Here is a 16,494-nt window from a genome sequence, read left to right as displayed (position 1 = left end):
CCCTATTCTCTTCCGTGGAGTTTTGCAACACATCATCTAACCGATTCAAGTTTCCTTCAAGTTCTTGTAAATCACTACCCAAACCGATCAGTTGATTTACGGGTTGCATAAACTGCTGCATCAAAGATTGAAATGCAATCAGCATCCCGATAGTTAAAGCACCATCCATGACGCGCAACCCCCCAATAACAATTAATAGCATCGAGGTAATCCCACTTAAAAACGCGGGTAACATTCCCAATCTTTGATTTAGATTGTCCATATCTTGGCGGACATTAATTGCTTTCGCGTAATAACCTGCCCACCGAGTAAAGAAATCCGATTCTAAACCAGAAGATTTCAAGGTTTCCATACTTTGCAATCCGGCGATCGCGATTCCGCTGACTTTGCCTTCTTCTTGCATCAAGCGGATATTTGTATCTCCCCGCAATCGTGCTACCCATTGTAAAGCTACCAAATTAACGACAACGAAAGCAATGCCAATTGAGGTTAACACCTTATCATATTGCAGCATGACAACGGCGTAAAAAATCACCATCACAGCGGAAATTACTGTGGTTGCGAGTTTACCAGACAGCAGATTTGCTAGGCGATCGTTTAATTGAATTCTACTACTAATCTCTCCCGCAAACCGTTGGTCGTAGAAACTAACCGGAAGGTGGAGAAGATGCCAGATAAACTTACTTGACATTCCCATTGCTAATTTGATTTTCATGCGTCGCAATAGCTGTAATTGCAAGCGCGTTAATAATCCGCTTAATAATGCTGTAAATAGCATGGCAAATATCAAAGGACGCAACCAATCTTCCCGACCTTGAATTAACACTTGGTCAACAAATATTTGGGAAAATGTCGGCATCGCTAACCCAGGGATGACAAGGAAAAAGCCTGCTAACACGCAATAAATTAGCGGCAATATCGAGCCTTGTAACCGCGACCACAACGCCAAAAATAAACTTGGTTTGCGCCCTCCTTTTTTAAATTCCGGACTGCGTTCAAATACTAGGACAACTCCAGTAAAAGCTTCGCTAAATTCTGAATGGGAAACTGTCCTTCGTCCCATCGCGGGGTCATTTAAAAAAACGCGATTTTTACTAAATCCTTCAATTACTAAAAAGTGATTAAAATTCCAAAAGACAATATAAGGACAAGCGATTTGTTGCAAACCGATGATATCTATTTTGAAACCTTTAGCTTGTAAATTATAACTGCGAGCCGCACTCAGCACGTTTGAAGCTTTACTTCCATCCCGCGAAATCCCGCAAGCTTGACGGAGTTCTGCTAAAGGAACGATGCGACCGTGATAGGCTAAAATCATCCCTAGAGATGCTGCACCGCATTCTACGGCTTCCATCTGGAGTAGCGTGGGAGTGCGACGGATGGGTTGATTGGCGGGTTTTAATAATTTAATTAAGTTCGTTAGCATGGGAGTAATGTCTTTTTGGAACGCAGAGTGACGCGGAGGTAAACGCGGAGGTACGCAGAGGGTTTGAATTTATATTTTGAGTCTTAACTTTAATTTTCCTTGGTTGTTTCTTTTTAATTACTATTTAGAAACAGGGTAAACTGATGCAGTGACTCATCTCTTTTACCCGTGTGATTGATGCAGAGATAGTGATTACTTTTGGGTTGCGCGTGAAAATTGCATAAGTATTCGGATACCAGAAATATGTAGTTACAGAAGTGAAAGCTTACTGCTTTTAAGTAACTTTGTGAGAGTAGGATTTCACTATCAGTACATTCTTTGATCAATCTTGTAAGGAAAAATAAAACACCATGAAGTACGTTATTCTTAACTCTTTCATTGTTGCGTCCTCCATTTTGGGTATTGCACATACAGTTTCTGCCGAAAGTCTTGTAAATGCTGTGACTGATCCAAATGGAACAGTTTATCAGGTAGATTTAGACAACCGCTCCGAGTACTATACTGATTCGGGATGGAGGCACGTTAAATTCTGGCTCAGTACTAAAGGAGACGTTAAAAAACATTCTGCGATCGCCTCTTGTTCTCCCTATGATATTAAATCAGAGTATTACGAATTTGACTGGCGACCTAATGGCGGCGGATATCCCGAAGGAACAGTAGCTGGAAATATTGCTAGGGTTGCTTGTAATAATTAGATTTTATCCTACAATACCTTTGCTCAAATCAGAGGCTAGATACATTTTGGCAAAACTAGCAAAGTTAAGTATACATAAGCGTTTCGATGGAAAGGTATTTTTAAATCTGAAACCCTTAACAGAGCTGTCAATACATTAAAAAACCCTTATGGGAAACCTTAAAGGAATTTTTAGAACTGATTGTTTTTGTCAAGCCTCAGAGAATGAGAGTTAATGGTTAGAGAATCATCATCTCACTTTCGTAAATTGGCTCCCGGTATTGTTTACATTTTATATTAAACACGAAACCCATGTAGAGACGTAGCATTGCTACGTCTCCAACAATATGAAATCGTGACATCATATTTTAATTAAGCAACGCCAATTTTTTACTAGTTACTGGGTCTAGTGCATCGGTTTGAGTTCCTTTATAATTGTTACATAAGCGACACGCTAACCATAAATTATCTTCGTCGTCACTGCCTCCTTTAGCTGTTCGGCATCAGTAAGTATCTCAGCTTGTTGTCTGTATAATAGTTCGCTTAACCTTTGGTCTTGTTTGGGTTCCATCTGCAATTGTGCGATCGCGACAACTTTTTCATCAGATAAAGAAGCTATTGAGGGAATTTCCAAGCTATCAGTGGGTGCAGATACAGGGCTGACGGGAGAAAAGGAAAGTGCAATTGCTTGTGCTAAAACATCAGCCACATTGCGGTTAGTTGGGCAAAGTGTTGCGCCCTTTTGTATACTTCATCTGATAAGTTTAAGGTAATTTGAGTAGTCATAGCATTTTGGACTCCTCGACTATAGCTGGCTCGCTGTGTTTCAATTGTAATATCCTTTCCAACTAATATTTTGAAACAGGGCAAACTGATGCAGTAGGGGAAGAAGATGGAGTAGCTTCGGGTACAGAGGCAACTAAGATAATTTTGCCATCAGGTGTTTTCACCCAGCCTTGGGCTTCAACTAGGGGAGTTTGTGTAGGTGGAATGCTGGGTATTGATGATGTTGATACGGGAGTAGAATCACCTGACAAGGTAGCTAACGGTCTGAGGTTAGGTGTACCCACAAGTGGTTGTAAAGCGCTGGGAGGTAAACTACCGCGTCCAGAAACAACAAATTCGCCTAATGGTTTTTTCGCGTTGCGACCTCTAGGACAATTTTGACCAATTTGGTTACTCGCATCAACTATTTGTGCCAGTAATTCTACTAATGCTTCCGTAGGTTGGACATCCGGTTGAATGATGTTGATTTGTCCTTGGACACCGAGTTGAGAACTCGCGGTAATGTCGCTTTGTGGCGTAGGAAAAGAAGCAGGAACAATGCCAAATAGTCCCTGAGTATTAATGGTAACGTTTCCACCGCTTCCTTGAAAGGCATTGGCGCTGATATCGCTGTTTTCTTGAGGAACGGCAACGATTATGGGTGCGTTAATGTTGATATTACCACCGTTACCTGCGCCTTCGTTAAGTCCGGCTGTAGCAGAAATATTACCATCGCGTCGCAATAGTAGTAAATTTGTGTTTAGGTTAATGTCACCGCCATTAGTTGCCGAAGATTCGGCATTGATTACACCTTTATCTTTAACACTGATGCGCGGGGAATTGACGGTGAGATTTCCAGCAGAACCAGCTGCGGTAGAGCGAACTGAGAGACTACTATTAGGTGAAATTTGAACAATGCGGTTGGGAAATTGGCTTAAACGACTCGAATAGGTTGGATCGCTACCTGCAATATCGACTTGATTTTTTGCATTAATTGTAATTGTGCCAGCAGAACCACTGCTTTCGCTGGTAGTGAAAATTTGTCCACCATTTAATAGTTGTAAATTATCAAGATTAATACCGATATTCCCTCCTGGCTTATCGTTAAATGTGCGAGCATCTATTACAGCACCATCGCTAACTGTTAGTTGTGGTGCTGTAATTGTGATATCGCCACCTTTACCTTTACCAACAATCGTGCGTCCAGTACCGGGAATCGTAGGATTGTCACCTGTGGTCGAGAAAATGGCGGTGGAGCGCTTTGTCTCCTCACTGACACCTGCCACTGTCATAGGCTGCGTCGCAACAATGGTTATATTACCTGCATCTCCGTCACCAAAAGTACTCGCATCAATTTGTGAACCTTTGATTTGTTCTAAGAGACCTGTTGTGATAAATATATTTCCCCCCTTTCCGGCTGCATTTTCCTCAACCCCGCTATAAATATCGCTATTATCAAAATTAATGCGATCGCGGGCGTTTATAATCACATTACCTGCATTGCCCTTCCCCTCTGTCGTAGCACTCAGTACTGCTCTATCTTTCATAAATAGAGATCCAGCTGTAATTTCGATATTGCCACTATTGCCAGATGCACCTGGTTGCACTAGGCTCATAGCACCACTAGGCTGTTGTCTGCTAAACCTTCCTGCAAATTCAACACGATCTCGCGCATCAATAATGATATTGCCTGCGTTTCCTTGTCCCTTAGTTGCTGCTTGAAGTACCCCGTAATTAGTACCTTTTAGCGTCCCCGTACTGATACGAATATCTCCCCCCTTACCGCTACCGCTCTCATCTACTTGGTTAGCGATAGCTGCACCATTGTTTAAGTCAACTCGATCACGGGCGTTGATCGCAATATCGCCTGCATCGCCTTTTCCAGAAGTAATCGCAAATATTTGTGCGCTATTGTCAAGCAATAGCGATCCAGTCGCGATCTCAATGTTGCCTCCCTGACCTGTTGCGGCTGAATTCACGATGCTAAAGGCTCCACTGCTCGTTCCCTCGAAAGAGACGAAATCACGAGCGTCAATAATAATATCCCCTGCCTTTGCCGATCCAAAAGTGATGGATTGCAGTTTACCACCTCTGGTAGCAGATAGTGACCCCGTGTTAATACGAATATCGCCTCCATTTTTGCTATTCACAAGGCTCCAAATTTTCGCATCATTATCTAGGAAAATTTGATTGCGAGCGTCAATGAGAATATCCCCTACATTTTCCTCTCCAAAAGCAATCATGGCAGCGTCATCAGTCAGGGATAACATTTCAGTATTGATGCGAATGTTGCCTCCAATGCCAATTCCCTTTTCTTGAATACCATTGAGGATAGTTGCATCCTTTTCTAAGGAAACGCGATCGCGAGCATCAATGACAATATCCCCTGCATTTCCTTCTCCAGAAATACTTGCCGTTATTGTAGAACCATTCTTCATAGAAAAAAATCCTGTGCTGACGAGAATATTTCCGGCATTTCCCTTGCCAGTTTCTCCCACATTACCAGAAATAGTCGCACTGTTATCTAAAGAAACTCGATCGCGGGCGTTGATAATGATACTACCTGCATTACCCTGCCCATTGACACGAGCGCTTAACCGAGCATCATCGCTTAAAAATAACGATTCAGCTGTAATCTTAATATCATTACTGTTTCCAGATTGATTTTCAAATACATCATTGCTTTGTTGCACTTCGTTCAACTCGCAATGACAAATGTATAATTGATTTTGCCTAAGTACTTAGAAATACTATACCCGGATTTCACTTGGCTAGAATACACAAAGAACCTCACCCCGCCTCCGGCACCCCTCTCCTTAGCAAGGAGAGGGGAAGGGGGTGAGGTAAAATTTGTGTGCATTACTTATAAGTGGCTGTAGCTTGTAGGTTGGGTTAGACACGATTTACAAATTTCATTCATAACGCGAATTAATAATTATCGTGTCGTAACCCAACATTACTAGGATTGCGAACAATTAAGATATTTTAAAATATCCCGAAAAGAATTTGTTGGGTTACAGCGCTCTTCTTAATTTCTTATTGAGCATTATTATTCCTCGTGCGCTTAACCCAACCTACGAACTGCTCCCCTCTCCTTGCTAAGGAGAGGGGAAGGGGGTGAGGTAAAATTTGTGTGCATTACTACTTATAAGTGCGCGATCGCGTTCTTCATCCCATCCCCGACCAATCTTTGAGAATTGGGAATACAAACTCAATGGGTCGGCGTTTTTCTACTGTTATCCGCACTGAGGTTGTGGTTCCTGGGGTCATTTTTAGCTGCGGTCCGGTGGAAGACGACCAGCGATATTTGCTGAATGTCGAGGAATCGGGCTGAAGTTCGGTAAAAACTGCAAGTTGGGGACCTTGGGACATCACGCTAGGTAAAATATCCGCATTACCAATTAAACTGACTGCACCTTGCTGGGTTACGGGAAATGCAGATATATTTGTTACCTTACCTTCAATCCCGCCAAATTCTTCGCGTTTGACAGTGGAAGGTGTGATTTGCACGCTTGTACCTGACTTAATTTTCTTACCTTCACTCACGGGTAAAAACACAACGTTAACCAATTTCGCAGATGACTCTTGGGCGGCAATTGTGCCGATTCCTACACCAGGTTCTAATTGTTGCCCCGGTTTGGCAGTGATTTCCAAAACTCTCCCTGTATAATTACTGGTGATTTGACTACTGTTTTGTAACTGTAACTCTAGTTGAGCAATTAGGCGTTGGGTTTCTTGAATTTCTTTGGTGCGGATGGTATTAGTAGTTAAATCCTGTTCCTTTTGGGTTGCTTGCTGGCTATCCAAGGCTTTTAGTTGGGCTGATAACTGATTAACTTGATTGAGGTTGCGGAGATATTCACCTTGAGCATCCGCTTCTTTGACATCGAGTTGATTTAATTGCGATCGCGCTTCGTTGATTTGTGTTTGGACACTGAGATATTCTTGACGTGCTTGTAATGCCATATCTTTAGCAACTGCACCTTGTTGAAACAGCTTTTCTCGCTCATCCCAGCGCTGCTTCATGGTGGGTTGCAATTGCTGTAACGTTTGCAATCTCTCTACCAAATTTTGGCGATCGCGCTTGAGTACTTCTAATCCTTTGGAGCGTAAAATCGGGGTAAGAGACTGCACTGTTTGCAGACTTTGCTCTATTGTGCGTCGCTGTTCTTGCGTCGCTGTTTGTGCGAGAGTATCCCGTTGAATCTGCATTTGGGTTGCAGTTTGGTCTTGAATTTGGAGTTGTGTTAGTTTATCGCGGGAAAGCTGCAATTGCTTTTTTAATTCAGATTGGTCAATAGTTGCCAAAATTTGACCTTTTTTGACTGTATCCCCGACTTCTACATTTAGTTGCAAAATTCGTCCTGGGTTAGATGCTTGAACTGTGACAACTTTATTCGGATAAATTAGCACCCCTTTACCAGTAACAGTGATCGGAATCCGTCCGAGTATACTCCATATTAAACCAGCCGCAACCAGCGAACCAACAGCAAATAAAGAAAACCAACGTTGAGGACTAGTTATTTTGATTAATTGATCGAGTTGTTCGGGAGTTGCTACTTTTTCTAAAGCTTCCTTGCGAAACAGTTGATTCTGTGTATTTTGCTGCGTTACCATTAAATTTATCCTTAAAATTTAAAATCTTTTTGCTGTGCTGATTAATCAATCCCAATTCGTTTAAGCATCCACTCAAATCGCGCTCCTGCCAAAGCAACTTGTGTGAGAAAATGTGTATTAAGTTCGTTGTCGTAAGATTTTTCTAAAGATTGTCCGCTACTGTAAGTTAATCTGCCATATCCCAACTGCTGAGCGATCGCATGAAGCTTATCTGCTAACAAAATAGACAACACTCGATAAAATCTAACTGCAAACCCGACATCATGCAGCAGTTTTGCAGCCAATCTCCACCGGGGAATCGACAACACCCGCGAATTCCGTAACGTCTTGACTGTTACCGCTGGTGGTTGTGCTTCAATAAACTCAGTTTCACCAATAATATCACCACGAGATAACCGGGCAAATTCTTGTTCTAATGGTCTATTTGTATCCTCTAAATTAGAAAAAGCTTGTGTTAATGGGTTACAGTCTTCGGCTGCGGCATTAAGGGCGATCGCCCCATCAAGTAAAATATGTAAAGCTTCAATCGGTCTACCACTGCGAATCAACACCGTATCAGCCGCAATTTGTTGGACTCGTCCCGCAGTAATCAGCCAATCAATATCGCATTCGTGTAACTCGGCAAATATGATTAACGCTTCTCGTAGTTGCGGTTGATTCAATACAACCGTGCTGCGTCCGAGTTGATTCATCAACATTTCTAACCGATTTGCTAACAGCACCGCACTTGCACGATATAAATGCGCGGCAAAATTCAGGTCTTGCTGCAACTTTTGTAGTAAGTGCGATCGATCAATTACTAAAACCAAAGATTTGCTCGTCGCGCAAACTGTAGTAGAGGGTAAGTAAGTTTCGATAAAAGGAATTTCTCCCACCATCTCCCCGCTTGATAATCGCGCAATTTCTCGTCCCGGTAACGCACCACCTTCAAGTGCTGCAAAAGCTCGACCGAGTGGATTAGCATTATTCTGAGTAAGCGTTACCGTCAACGCTCCATCCAAAAGAATGTACAGCGCATTTAACGGTTGACCTTGTTGAATCAGAATAGTTCCAGGTTCAATTTCAACTTGATGTCCGACTGCCAACATCCAGTCTATATCTTGATTGCTAAGTTCCTTCAATAGAACTTGTGTCATTCGATAAACTCCCCTAAAGAGTAATGTATGGGAGAACAAATTTTGTAGTTTAAGTATGAATTATTACTTTCTGCCAAAAAGTTGAGCTAATCCACTAAAAAACGATAGAATATCGCTGGGAGAATTCAATCCCAAACCAATAACTTGAAAAGCCGAAGAAGATGTTTGAGAAGATTTGAAAATAGAACTTCCCCTTCTTCGTCTTGAACCTTGGCGCTGTAATGAAAATATATCACTTTTGCCAAACATCGACCCAGAGAAGAAAATATTAACTCCTCCTGCGATTCCTTCAAGTTCTTCTTCAGATAATTCCAGCGGAGTATCATTTACATCTTGATAAGACATTATTTTCTCCTTTGCTCTTTGCAATAATTGATTTAAGTAAATTAGTAGACTCTATCCAACCAATTAATGGTTTCTAAAAGTAGACTATTTCTCGCGGAGTGATACTTATGCAAATTGGGATAAACTATTTAACAGTAAAAGCAGAGACTGTTTCATTTTAAGAACAATCTCTGCTTAAGTTCGATAATTCCCAGTCAGAATAAACTTATGAATGGATTGCAATACCTTGACCAGCAGAGCTAAAGATTTCTTGTAAACTGGTCATAGAAGCGGTACCGCTACCACCAGGACCTGCAAAAGTTTGTTGACCTACAGCCAGATTTTTCTGAGAGAAGCTGTTAGATGCATCGGATGCAAAACCTTGAACATCTCCGAAACTGATTGCTAATCCACCATTCACTGTGTCGAGTTGATTATCAGATAATTCAACTGCATTCATGGTATCGTTATTCATTGTGGTTCTCCGTTGTTGTGTTTTTTAACTGGTTTATCGTTAGCTGCGTTTGCTTGCTTTCGATGTATTCATAATAGAATTTTGCTTTCAGATGTACATCGGAAAAACGTTTGATTTGCAACTTGCTTTTTATCCATCAAAGTGACTCCAACTAAAGTAGGAGATTTTAATTTGAGAAAATTTGCACTTATATAGTAGTTACAGAAAAATTTGATCGAGTTAAGGTGGCTCAGATATATAAGTAAATAAGACCGTTAACGGGACTTAGAAAATGCTACGTCGTCTTAAACTTACCTCTCAATTTACCTTACTCTTATCACTAATTTTTATTGGTGGAATTGCAGTAGGGGGATTTGCATTGTCTCAAGCTTTAGAGCAAAAAGCAGAAATGGAAATAAGTCATCAAGGACAAATGGCTATGCAGATGGTGAATGCAGTGAAAAGTTATACTACTAAGGATATTGCACCGTTGATTGCTCAAATAGCCGATCCTCAAACTCAGTTTATTCCAGAAACTATACCCAGTTTGGCAGCAAGACAAGTGTTTGACACGCTCAAACAAACTTGGAAATACAAAGATTTTGTCTATAAAGACGCAACACTTAACCCTACGAATTTAGCTAACCAAGTTGACCGATTCGAGGCAAAATTAATCGAACAGTTCGATCGCGATCGCACTCTCAAAACGTTGTCAGGTTTTCGCCTTCGCACTGGAGAAAAATTATTTTACAGCGCTCAACCATTAATCGTAACAAGTTCGAGTTGTCTGGTATGTCACGGAAATGTGCAGCTTGCACCAAAAAGCCATGTAGAAAAATATGGTACTCAACACGGTTATGGCTGGAAGCTCAATCAAGTTATCGGTACACAAATTATATATGTTCCTGCAAGTGAAGTATTTGCTAACGCTCGGAAAGCGCTTTTTCTATTCATCAACATATTTATAAGCATTTTTGCAGCTTTTATTGTATTGATTAACTATTTACTTAAGCACAGAGTGATTCAACCTTTAAAACCAATGGCTCAACTTGCCCAAACAATTACTCACGATCGAATTAGCATCACCGAAGTTAGAAGGGAACGCGATCGCTTAAACCAAATCGCAAAACGTACCGATGAAATAGGACAACTGGGACGGGTGTTTCAAAAAATGGTGCAGGAAGTATGCGATCGCGAAGCACACCGCAGGCATCGCGAACAACAATTAACCGAGCAGTTGCAGCAGATGCAGGTAGAAATTGATGCTGCAAAAGTCACGGATCAAGTTGCGGAAATTACTGAAACAGATTATTTTCAGAAGTTACAAAAAACTGCCGCACAGATTCGCAATCAATGGAGCGATGGGAATTAGAGCTACTTCAATAATAGTAAATACAATTAGTTATAAAATTCAGGAAAGTATATAATCATGGCGAAAATTGTCTCAATTCATTCTTTTCGAGGTGGAACTGGTAAATCCAACGTAACTGCAAACCTTGCAACTTTAATTGCTCGTGCAGGTTATCGCGTGGGAATAGTAGACACAGATATTCAATCACCGGGTATTCATGTCCCTTTTGGTTTGGATGAAAGCATCAAGTACACGCTCAATGATTATTTATGGGGACGGTGTAAAATTGAAGCCGCTACCTACGATCTCAGTTCTACATTTACAGCATCAAAGAACTGGTTTTCTAAGCATCGAGGTAAAATATACCTGATTCCATCTAGCATCAAAACCGGGGAAATTTCGCGAATTTTGCGTGAGGGATATGATGCTCGGTTACTCAATGATGGATTTCGTCATTTGATACAACGTTTTTCTTTAGATTATCTATTTATTGATACTCACCCTGGAATTAATGAAGAAACTCTTCTTTCCGCGATTATCTCGGATGTACTGCTAATAATTCTGCGTCCCGATAAACAAGATTATCAAGGTACAGCAGTAACAATTGATGTCGCACGTAAATTAGAAGTACCCAAAATGCTGTTGGTTGTGAATAAAGCATTACCTAGCTTGAATTATCAAAGATTGCAGCAACAGATTCAACAAACTTACAATGTTCCAGTCGCCGGAATTTTACCTGTTTGCGAAGAAATGTTTCAGTTGGGAAGTAGTGATATTTTCTGTTCGCGCTATCCAGAGCATCCCTGGACAAAAACTGTGAGTGCGATCGCCTCTACGCTGATTAAAGTCGATGGGAAGTATTACCCCCGCAGCACCTCTTTTTCAAATCCTTGCGTACAGTAAAAGGGTTCTTGCGTACTTAGCGTGCTAAACCTTTAGAGTAATGCCAAGAAAGTAAAGCTCTAATTTTAAAATTGCAGAAATTCTTAAAGCCAAATCCACTTCGCTTTATTAGTTTTAATTTATTATTAATTCCTTCAACTACACCGTTGGTAGTCCTGTGTTCAAAATATCCGACTATTTCTCCAAACCACCGTTTAATTGTTTGGGTGCTTTTTTTATAGTAAGGTTCTGCCTTTTTTAACCAATCCATTAATTGAAGCATTCCTGTTTTACTATTTCGCCGATTCTGCGGGGAAAAAAGGCGGTGAATTTTATACTCCCCGTGCGGTGGTTAAGTTAATGGTGCGAATTGTAGACCCCCGCGAAGGTATGGAAATATACGGCCCCTGTGTGGGTTCCGGGGGTATGTTGATTTTATCGAAGCAGCACATCGAAGAACATGGGGGAAATACTCGCAATTTCCAGCTTTACGGACAAGATAATAACGGGGGAGTTTGGGCAATTTGCAAGATGAATTTATTATTGCACGGTATTCCCAATGCTCGGATTGAAAACGAAGATACTTTGATGGTGCCGATTAAAGACGGAGGTAAGTTAAAGTATTATGACCGAGTTTTGAGCAATCCACCGTTTTCGCAAAACTACAGTCGGGTTCAGAAGGCTTTTATGAAGGAGGCAGGAGGCTTTTATGGACTCACGCTTAAAAGCATGAGATTGAAATTAAGGACATAAATATTTATCGCGCTGTGCGTCTCAAAATATTGTTTCTTTTTTTACCGAAGCTCTAAACTCAGAACTGAAGTTTTGATTAATACTTCTTACCTTCTGCCCTCTGCCCTCTGCCTCCTGCCTTTTTTTGTAAAGTATTATTTATCAACGCCGATGCAGAATTTCAAGCTGGACGCGCTCAAAATCATTTACGTCCGGAGCATATAGAAAAAATAGTTTCCGCCTATCAAGAGTTTACAACGAATGGGGATTATAAGGGAATTCCCAATTATGCGACGGTGGTGACAAAGGAAGAATTAGCGGAGAATGATTACAACTGTAATATTCGTCGTTACGCAGACAACACCCCACCACCGGAACCCCAGGATGTGAAAGCGCATCTTTTGGGTGGAATTCCTAAATCGGAAGTAGAAGCGAAGCGGGAATTATTTAATGCTCACGGTTTTAATCCCATGAATTTATTACAACCAAGGATGTAGTATGATGTGTTTTGAAATAATGCTCAAGGTGGCTATGAGAAAATAAAGAAGTCGCTCTTAATTTTATATTTTATGACTACAGCAGAACTATTTCTAACTCTTAAGGATTTGCCTCGGACGGAAAAATTGAAAGTTATGCAATTTCTGATCGCAGAATTGGCAAAAGAAGAAGAGCCAACGCTACAAGCTGGAGCAACGTACTCCCTTTTGTCACCTCTCAATTCCCATGAAGCAGCACATAAACTCGGTCAACTCCTAGAATCCGATCGAACGTCGTAAAATGCATAATGCTCAAAGATTCAACTTTGTGGAAGGATTTGACACCTTTGGTGTTCCTGATGCTTTGCCTCAATTACCCCTAACTTTGACATACCAAGGTTCATCAATAGAGGTTTTAGCACTATTGGATACAGGTGCAAGTGTTAACGTCTTACCCTATAGCATCGGAGTTCAGCTTGGTGCGGTTTGGGAAGAGCAAACAGTATCCGTGACTCTCGCTGGTAACTTGGCTTCGGTTGAAGCTAGAGGTTTGCTTGTTTCTGCAAAAATTAGCAATTTCGATCCAGTGCGGTTGGTTTTTGCATGGAGCTTGTCTGATGATGCACCTTTACTGTTGGGTAGAATGAATTTTTTCTTGGAATTTGATGTGTGTTTCTACCGTTCACAACTTGCTTTTGAAGTCCGTCCTAAAGTATGAATGTTGCAATAATTGTTATTGAGTTGATGCTTATAAATTTATCAAATGTCATTGCGTTCGCGTAGCGTGCGCGATAGCGCTCACGTAGTGAAGCAATCGCTAGATATAGAGTTTGATCGCAAAATCTTGGGATTGCTTCGTTCCACTCCGTTCCACTCGCAATGACAAATGGAGAGAATAATCATATGGAAGAATATTTAGATTTTAAACCAACTTTAATCAAACAATTATCAAATGTCATTGCGTTCGCGTAGCGTGCGCGATAGCGCTCACGTAGTGAAGCAATCGCAAAATGTAGGGTTTAATCGCAATATTCAGGGATTGCTGCGTTCCACTCGCAATGACAAATGGGGAGAAAGAATTTAAAAATATAAATATGGAAGAAGAATACTTAGATTTTCAATCAAATTTAACCGAACGCTCTGGGATAAAGCAATTTATCGAAGCTGATGCGGGGGTGGTGAAGCAAGAAGAAAAATTGCGACAAGCTACTTTAAATTGGTGGGAGAAACCTGAAGGGGTGACGATATCCCTTCAAAGAATTGATATGTAAAGAGTGTAACTATTTATGATAGAAAAAGATAGGTCTAAAATTGTCAATAAGACCTATCTGTTGAGTCGGGTAGGTCGGGAGTATTGCTACTCCTTTCCCCCCTAAGAACCGTATGTACAAATTTCCAAGTTTACGGCTCAAGCAAATCATAAAGCTATGTCTCAGAATGGATTTGTTGATGACAATAAAAATGAACTAACTCCAAATTGGAATAAGTATCTTTACCACCTTTAGATTTTGGGATTTTATGATGTTTGTGGATTTCTTCCCCGTCATATAGGCTTTGTCCACAAACTTGACAAATATGACCTTGTTTTTCAGCAATTTTCTGAATACTTTTGGAGTGATTAGAAACTTTATTCTTTTCCCTTTTCTCCCAGTATTCTTTCAATGTTGGGTCATCAGGAGATGACCTGCCTACTACAAGTTTATGTCGTTTAATCTTAAACCAAGAAAATTTTAATATATGCTTTCCGGTACTTTTATCACCGAATACCCATTTATCGTTTTTTTCTAAGTTTAATTTTCCCCAATATCTATCTTTACGCCATTTCTTATTTTTGTTCGGGTGTGTACGATTTACATATTTACATTCCCGTTTGAACATCCAGTCATCAAGTGCGCTAAATGCCTCTGAAGCAACACCAATACGAAAGTAATTGGCTTCTCCTCGGATAATTGAATTAAGTTTTCCAATTACAGCCTTAACGCTATGACCTTTTAAATTTAGCCACTGTTGACGTAGCTTTCTCCGGATATTTAAAATGGATTCTTTGCTAGGTTTTATTAGTAACTTCCACTCAGTTTTAGTGTTAGTGACCTGGTACTGTCTTATATTAAAACCAAGAAAATCGAAACCTTCTTTTAGATGAACTATTCTGGTTTTTTCTTTTGATAGTTCTAAACCTCTCAAGTTCAACCATTTATCTATTGCAGATTGTGCTTGTTCCGCATCTTCAAACGTTTCACAGAAAATTACAAAATCATCTGCATATTTCACCAATACCCGATGACCTATTATTTCCGAGCGATTGTTATACTTTATCCCTAACGCTTCTTCCATCCCATGAAGTGCAATATTCGCGAGTAATGGCGAGATTATATTGCCTTGTGGTGTTCCGGATTTGGTATCGAAGTATTTCCCATGTTCTACATATCCTGATTTCAACCATTGGTATACTAATTTTCTTGCAGGAAAATTACCAATTGTTTTCATCAGAAAATCATGAGAAATATTATCAAAACATCCTTTAATATCGGCATCTACCACCCATTTTTTCCTTCGATGAGGACAGGCAATTAAGTATATTTTACTAATTGCATCATGAGCGCTTCTGCCAGGGCGAAAACCATAAGTGCTGATTTCAAATTTGGATTCCCAATAAGGTTCCAATGCATTCTTTACGATTGCTTGTATACAGCGGTCTATTATGGTTGATATCCCTAAAGGGCGTTTTTTACCGTTCGCTTTGGGAATATAAACCCGTTTAGTTGGAAGTGGTTTCCAGGAAATAAATAAAGATAATGCATCTGCTAAAATCCCCCTAGCTTTTGGTGTTTTTACTACCAGCTTATCCACTCCTGGCGTATTTTTACCACGATTTATTTGCGTAACCTTCCTAACAGCTAAGATGATGTTTGAATAACATTTCATCATTAGCTTTTGAAGACGACGTACTTTTCGTAGGTTTCTTTTCTGAGCAGCCTTGAATATTCTCTGTCTTAGGTTTCTGACTATCCGATGAGCTTTACGCCAATTGGTGTTTCGCCAATCAGTAGTTCTTTTGGTTACATTTACATTCCTTATGGTTTGCATCAAACTTTTCCCGAAAAGTTCGATTCCTTTACTTCAAATTTCAAGAGATTCACCAACCCCACGTCTGCACCCTTTCGAGTCAGTCAATAGACCTATCCACCAAGTTATTTATTCCTTTTACCTTTCGGTTGGTGGCATTAGCTTCTTGGGGCTTCCTGCTCCCACTGAGGGATTCCGAATACCTTACGGTCATTCCTACTAACAACATCGACCAGCATTGCTAGACCTCATTGGGGTTTTCCCGTTCTACACGAAAAGAGATATGACCAACGCCCGGATTCTGCTTTACTCCGGAAGCGTGGTATCCCCAAAATCGTAACATTTGGACGATTTTCTTACCCCACACTGTCGTATCAGTCACTTTCGGCAGCCTATCAGATATCGGAGCCTCAACACAGATTCATGTACTTATCCATATTGGTCTTACCCTAGCCCTCCCTTTCATTCGTGACTACTACTTGGGGTTAGACATTACCCGCTAGCTGTGAGACATCGTAGTTACCCGCAATGCCCCTTTGGGTGGGTACAGGCTTCGGATACTAGCCTGAGAATTTTTTTAAGAATTCCACTC

The 16,494-nt window shown here is 40.7% G+C and carries 17 protein-coding genes and 2 pseudogenes; 9 read left to right on the top strand and 10 right to left on the bottom strand.

Annotated features, from left to right (window positions below):
- A partial coding sequence (locus IQ247_RS10235) for a cysteine peptidase family C39 domain-containing protein (protein WP_265579679.1) occupies positions 1-1,426 on the bottom strand: 1,426 nt, incomplete at its 3' end.
- Positions 1,427-1,776: 350 nt separating this feature from the next.
- On the opposite strand from IQ247_RS10235, the gene IQ247_RS10230 reads away from it, so the two are divergent.
- Positions 1,777-2,121 (top strand): hypothetical protein, encoded by a 345-nt coding sequence (locus IQ247_RS10230; RefSeq protein WP_193919517.1) that lies wholly within the window; start codon positions 1,777-1,779, stop codon positions 2,119-2,121.
- A gap of 346 nt (positions 2,122-2,467) precedes the next feature.
- On the opposite strand, the pseudogene IQ247_RS10225 reads toward IQ247_RS10230, so the two are convergent.
- The 7 genes and pseudogenes from IQ247_RS10225 to IQ247_RS10195 form a co-directional block, all read right to left on the bottom strand.
- Positions 2,468-2,560, bottom strand: a pseudogene (locus IQ247_RS10225) (HNH endonuclease); the annotation flags it as partial.
- On the bottom strand, positions 2,554-2,808 hold the full coding sequence (locus IQ247_RS10220; RefSeq protein WP_193919515.1) for a hypothetical protein: 255 nt from the start codon (positions 2,806-2,808) through the stop codon (positions 2,554-2,556). The gene IQ247_RS10220 and the pseudogene IQ247_RS10225, both read right to left, overlap by 7 nt.
- A 139-nt stretch (positions 2,809-2,947) precedes the next feature.
- On the bottom strand, positions 2,948-5,557 hold the full coding sequence (locus tag IQ247_RS10215) for a beta strand repeat-containing protein (protein WP_193919513.1): 2,610 nt from the start codon (positions 5,555-5,557) through the stop codon (positions 2,948-2,950).
- A gap of 475 nt (positions 5,558-6,032) precedes the next feature.
- Positions 6,033-7,481, bottom strand: a complete 1,449-nt coding sequence (locus tag IQ247_RS10210; protein ID WP_193919511.1) for an NHLP bacteriocin system secretion protein — start codon at positions 7,479-7,481, stop codon at positions 6,033-6,035.
- 41 nt (positions 7,482-7,522) lie between these two features.
- Positions 7,523-8,617, bottom strand: coding sequence for a cyclic nucleotide-binding domain-containing protein (locus IQ247_RS10205; RefSeq protein ID WP_193919509.1), 1,095 nt, complete (start codon positions 8,615-8,617; stop codon positions 7,523-7,525).
- Positions 8,618-8,680: 63 nt separating this feature from the next.
- On the bottom strand, positions 8,681-8,962 hold the full coding sequence (locus tag IQ247_RS10200; protein WP_193919507.1) for a hypothetical protein: 282 nt from the start codon (positions 8,960-8,962) through the stop codon (positions 8,681-8,683).
- 205 nt (positions 8,963-9,167) lie between these two features.
- Positions 9,168-9,416: a CTB family bacteriocin gene (locus tag IQ247_RS10195; protein ID WP_193919505.1), complete on the bottom strand. Its 249-nt coding sequence runs from the start codon at positions 9,414-9,416 to the stop codon at positions 9,168-9,170.
- A 271-nt stretch (positions 9,417-9,687) separates the two neighbouring features.
- On the opposite strand from IQ247_RS10195, the gene IQ247_RS10190 reads away from it, so the two are divergent.
- Both IQ247_RS10190 and IQ247_RS10185 read left to right on the top strand, forming a co-directional pair.
- Positions 9,688-10,767 (top strand): c-type heme family protein, encoded by a 1,080-nt coding sequence (locus IQ247_RS10190; RefSeq protein ID WP_193919503.1) that lies wholly within the window; start codon positions 9,688-9,690, stop codon positions 10,765-10,767.
- A 57-nt stretch (positions 10,768-10,824) separates the two neighbouring features.
- Complete coding sequence (locus tag IQ247_RS10185; protein WP_193919501.1) at positions 10,825-11,649, top strand: MinD/ParA family ATP-binding protein; 825 nt, start codon at positions 10,825-10,827, stop codon at positions 11,647-11,649.
- Positions 11,650-11,665: 16 nt separating this feature from the next.
- Here IQ247_RS10185 and IQ247_RS10180 read toward each other — a convergent pair.
- Positions 11,666-11,938, bottom strand: a pseudogene (locus IQ247_RS10180) (ISL3 family transposase); the annotation flags it as partial.
- Between IQ247_RS10180 and IQ247_RS10175 the strand changes: the two are divergent.
- The 6 genes from IQ247_RS10175 (at position 11,848) to IQ247_RS10155 (ending at position 14,107) form a co-directional block, all read left to right on the top strand.
- On the top strand, positions 11,848-12,381 hold the full coding sequence (locus IQ247_RS10175; RefSeq protein WP_193919499.1) for an HsdM family class I SAM-dependent methyltransferase: 534 nt from the start codon (positions 11,848-11,850) through the stop codon (positions 12,379-12,381). The pseudogene IQ247_RS10180 and the gene IQ247_RS10175 sit on opposite strands and share 91 nt — an antisense overlap.
- Before the next feature lie 107 nt (positions 12,382-12,488).
- Positions 12,489-12,857, top strand: a complete 369-nt coding sequence (locus tag IQ247_RS10170) for an N-6 DNA methylase (protein ID WP_193919527.1) — start codon at positions 12,489-12,491, stop codon at positions 12,855-12,857.
- 72 nt (positions 12,858-12,929) lie between these two features.
- Positions 12,930-13,136, top strand: coding sequence for a hypothetical protein (locus IQ247_RS10165; RefSeq protein WP_193919497.1), 207 nt, complete (start codon positions 12,930-12,932; stop codon positions 13,134-13,136).
- A gap of 1 nt (position 13,137) precedes the next feature.
- Positions 13,138-13,554: an aspartyl protease family protein gene (locus IQ247_RS10160; protein WP_193919495.1), complete on the top strand. Its 417-nt coding sequence runs from the start codon at positions 13,138-13,140 to the stop codon at positions 13,552-13,554.
- A 234-nt stretch (positions 13,555-13,788) separates the two neighbouring features.
- Positions 13,789-13,920 carry a hypothetical protein gene (locus IQ247_RS33100; protein WP_265579678.1) on the top strand — a complete coding sequence of 44 codons (132 nt, stop codon included), beginning with the start codon at positions 13,789-13,791 and terminating at the stop codon, positions 13,918-13,920.
- A 10-nt stretch (positions 13,921-13,930) separates the two neighbouring features.
- The gene (locus tag IQ247_RS10155) at positions 13,931-14,107 is read left to right on the top strand and encodes a hypothetical protein (RefSeq protein ID WP_193919493.1); all 177 of its coding nucleotides are present in this window, start codon (positions 13,931-13,933) and stop codon (positions 14,105-14,107) included.
- A 154-nt stretch (positions 14,108-14,261) separates the two neighbouring features.
- Here IQ247_RS10155 and ltrA read toward each other — a convergent pair whose 3' ends face one another.
- Complete coding sequence (gene ltrA, locus IQ247_RS10150; protein WP_193919491.1) at positions 14,262-15,923, bottom strand: group II intron reverse transcriptase/maturase; 1,662 nt, start codon at positions 15,921-15,923, stop codon at positions 14,262-14,264.
- Positions 15,924-16,494: the final 571 nt, after the last annotated feature.

The organism is Plectonema cf. radiosum LEGE 06105 (genome assembly GCF_015207665.1).
Lineage (GTDB): Bacteria > Cyanobacteriota > Cyanobacteriia > Cyanobacteriales > Nostocaceae > Rivularia > Rivularia radiosa_A.
Note: the sequence above shows the minus strand (reverse complement) of the source record. Positions and strands in the feature narration are given on the sequence as shown.

Bases quoted from the DNA above. Each gene is read 5' to 3' on its own strand.
- IQ247_RS10230 (WP_193919517.1), top strand. From the start codon at position 1,777: ATGAAGTACGTTATTCTTAACTCTTTCATTGTTGCGTCCTCCATTTTG.
- IQ247_RS10155 (WP_193919493.1), top strand. From the start codon at position 13,931: ATGGAAGAAGAATACTTAGATTTTCAATCAAATTTAACCGAACGCTCT.
- IQ247_RS10165 (WP_193919497.1), top strand. From the start codon at position 12,930: ATGACTACAGCAGAACTATTTCTAACTCTTAAGGATTTGCCTCGGACG.
- IQ247_RS10190 (WP_193919503.1), top strand. From the start codon at position 9,688: ATGCTACGTCGTCTTAAACTTACCTCTCAATTTACCTTACTCTTATCA.
- IQ247_RS33100 (WP_265579678.1), top strand. From the start codon at position 13,789: ATGTCATTGCGTTCGCGTAGCGTGCGCGATAGCGCTCACGTAGTGAAG.
- IQ247_RS10195 (WP_193919505.1), bottom strand. From the start codon at position 9,416: ATGAATAACGATACCATGAATGCAGTTGAATTATCTGATAATCAACTC.
- IQ247_RS10185 (WP_193919501.1), top strand. From the start codon at position 10,825: ATGGCGAAAATTGTCTCAATTCATTCTTTTCGAGGTGGAACTGGTAAA.
- ltrA (WP_193919491.1), bottom strand. From the start codon at position 15,923: ATGCAAACCATAAGGAATGTAAATGTAACCAAAAGAACTACTGATTGG.
- IQ247_RS10210 (WP_193919511.1), bottom strand. From the start codon at position 7,481: ATGGTAACGCAGCAAAATACACAGAATCAACTGTTTCGCAAGGAAGCT.
- IQ247_RS10200 (WP_193919507.1), bottom strand. From the start codon at position 8,962: ATGTCTTATCAAGATGTAAATGATACTCCGCTGGAATTATCTGAAGAA.
- IQ247_RS10205 (WP_193919509.1), bottom strand. From the start codon at position 8,617: ATGACACAAGTTCTATTGAAGGAACTTAGCAATCAAGATATAGACTGG.
- IQ247_RS10160 (WP_193919495.1), top strand. From the start codon at position 13,138: ATGCATAATGCTCAAAGATTCAACTTTGTGGAAGGATTTGACACCTTT.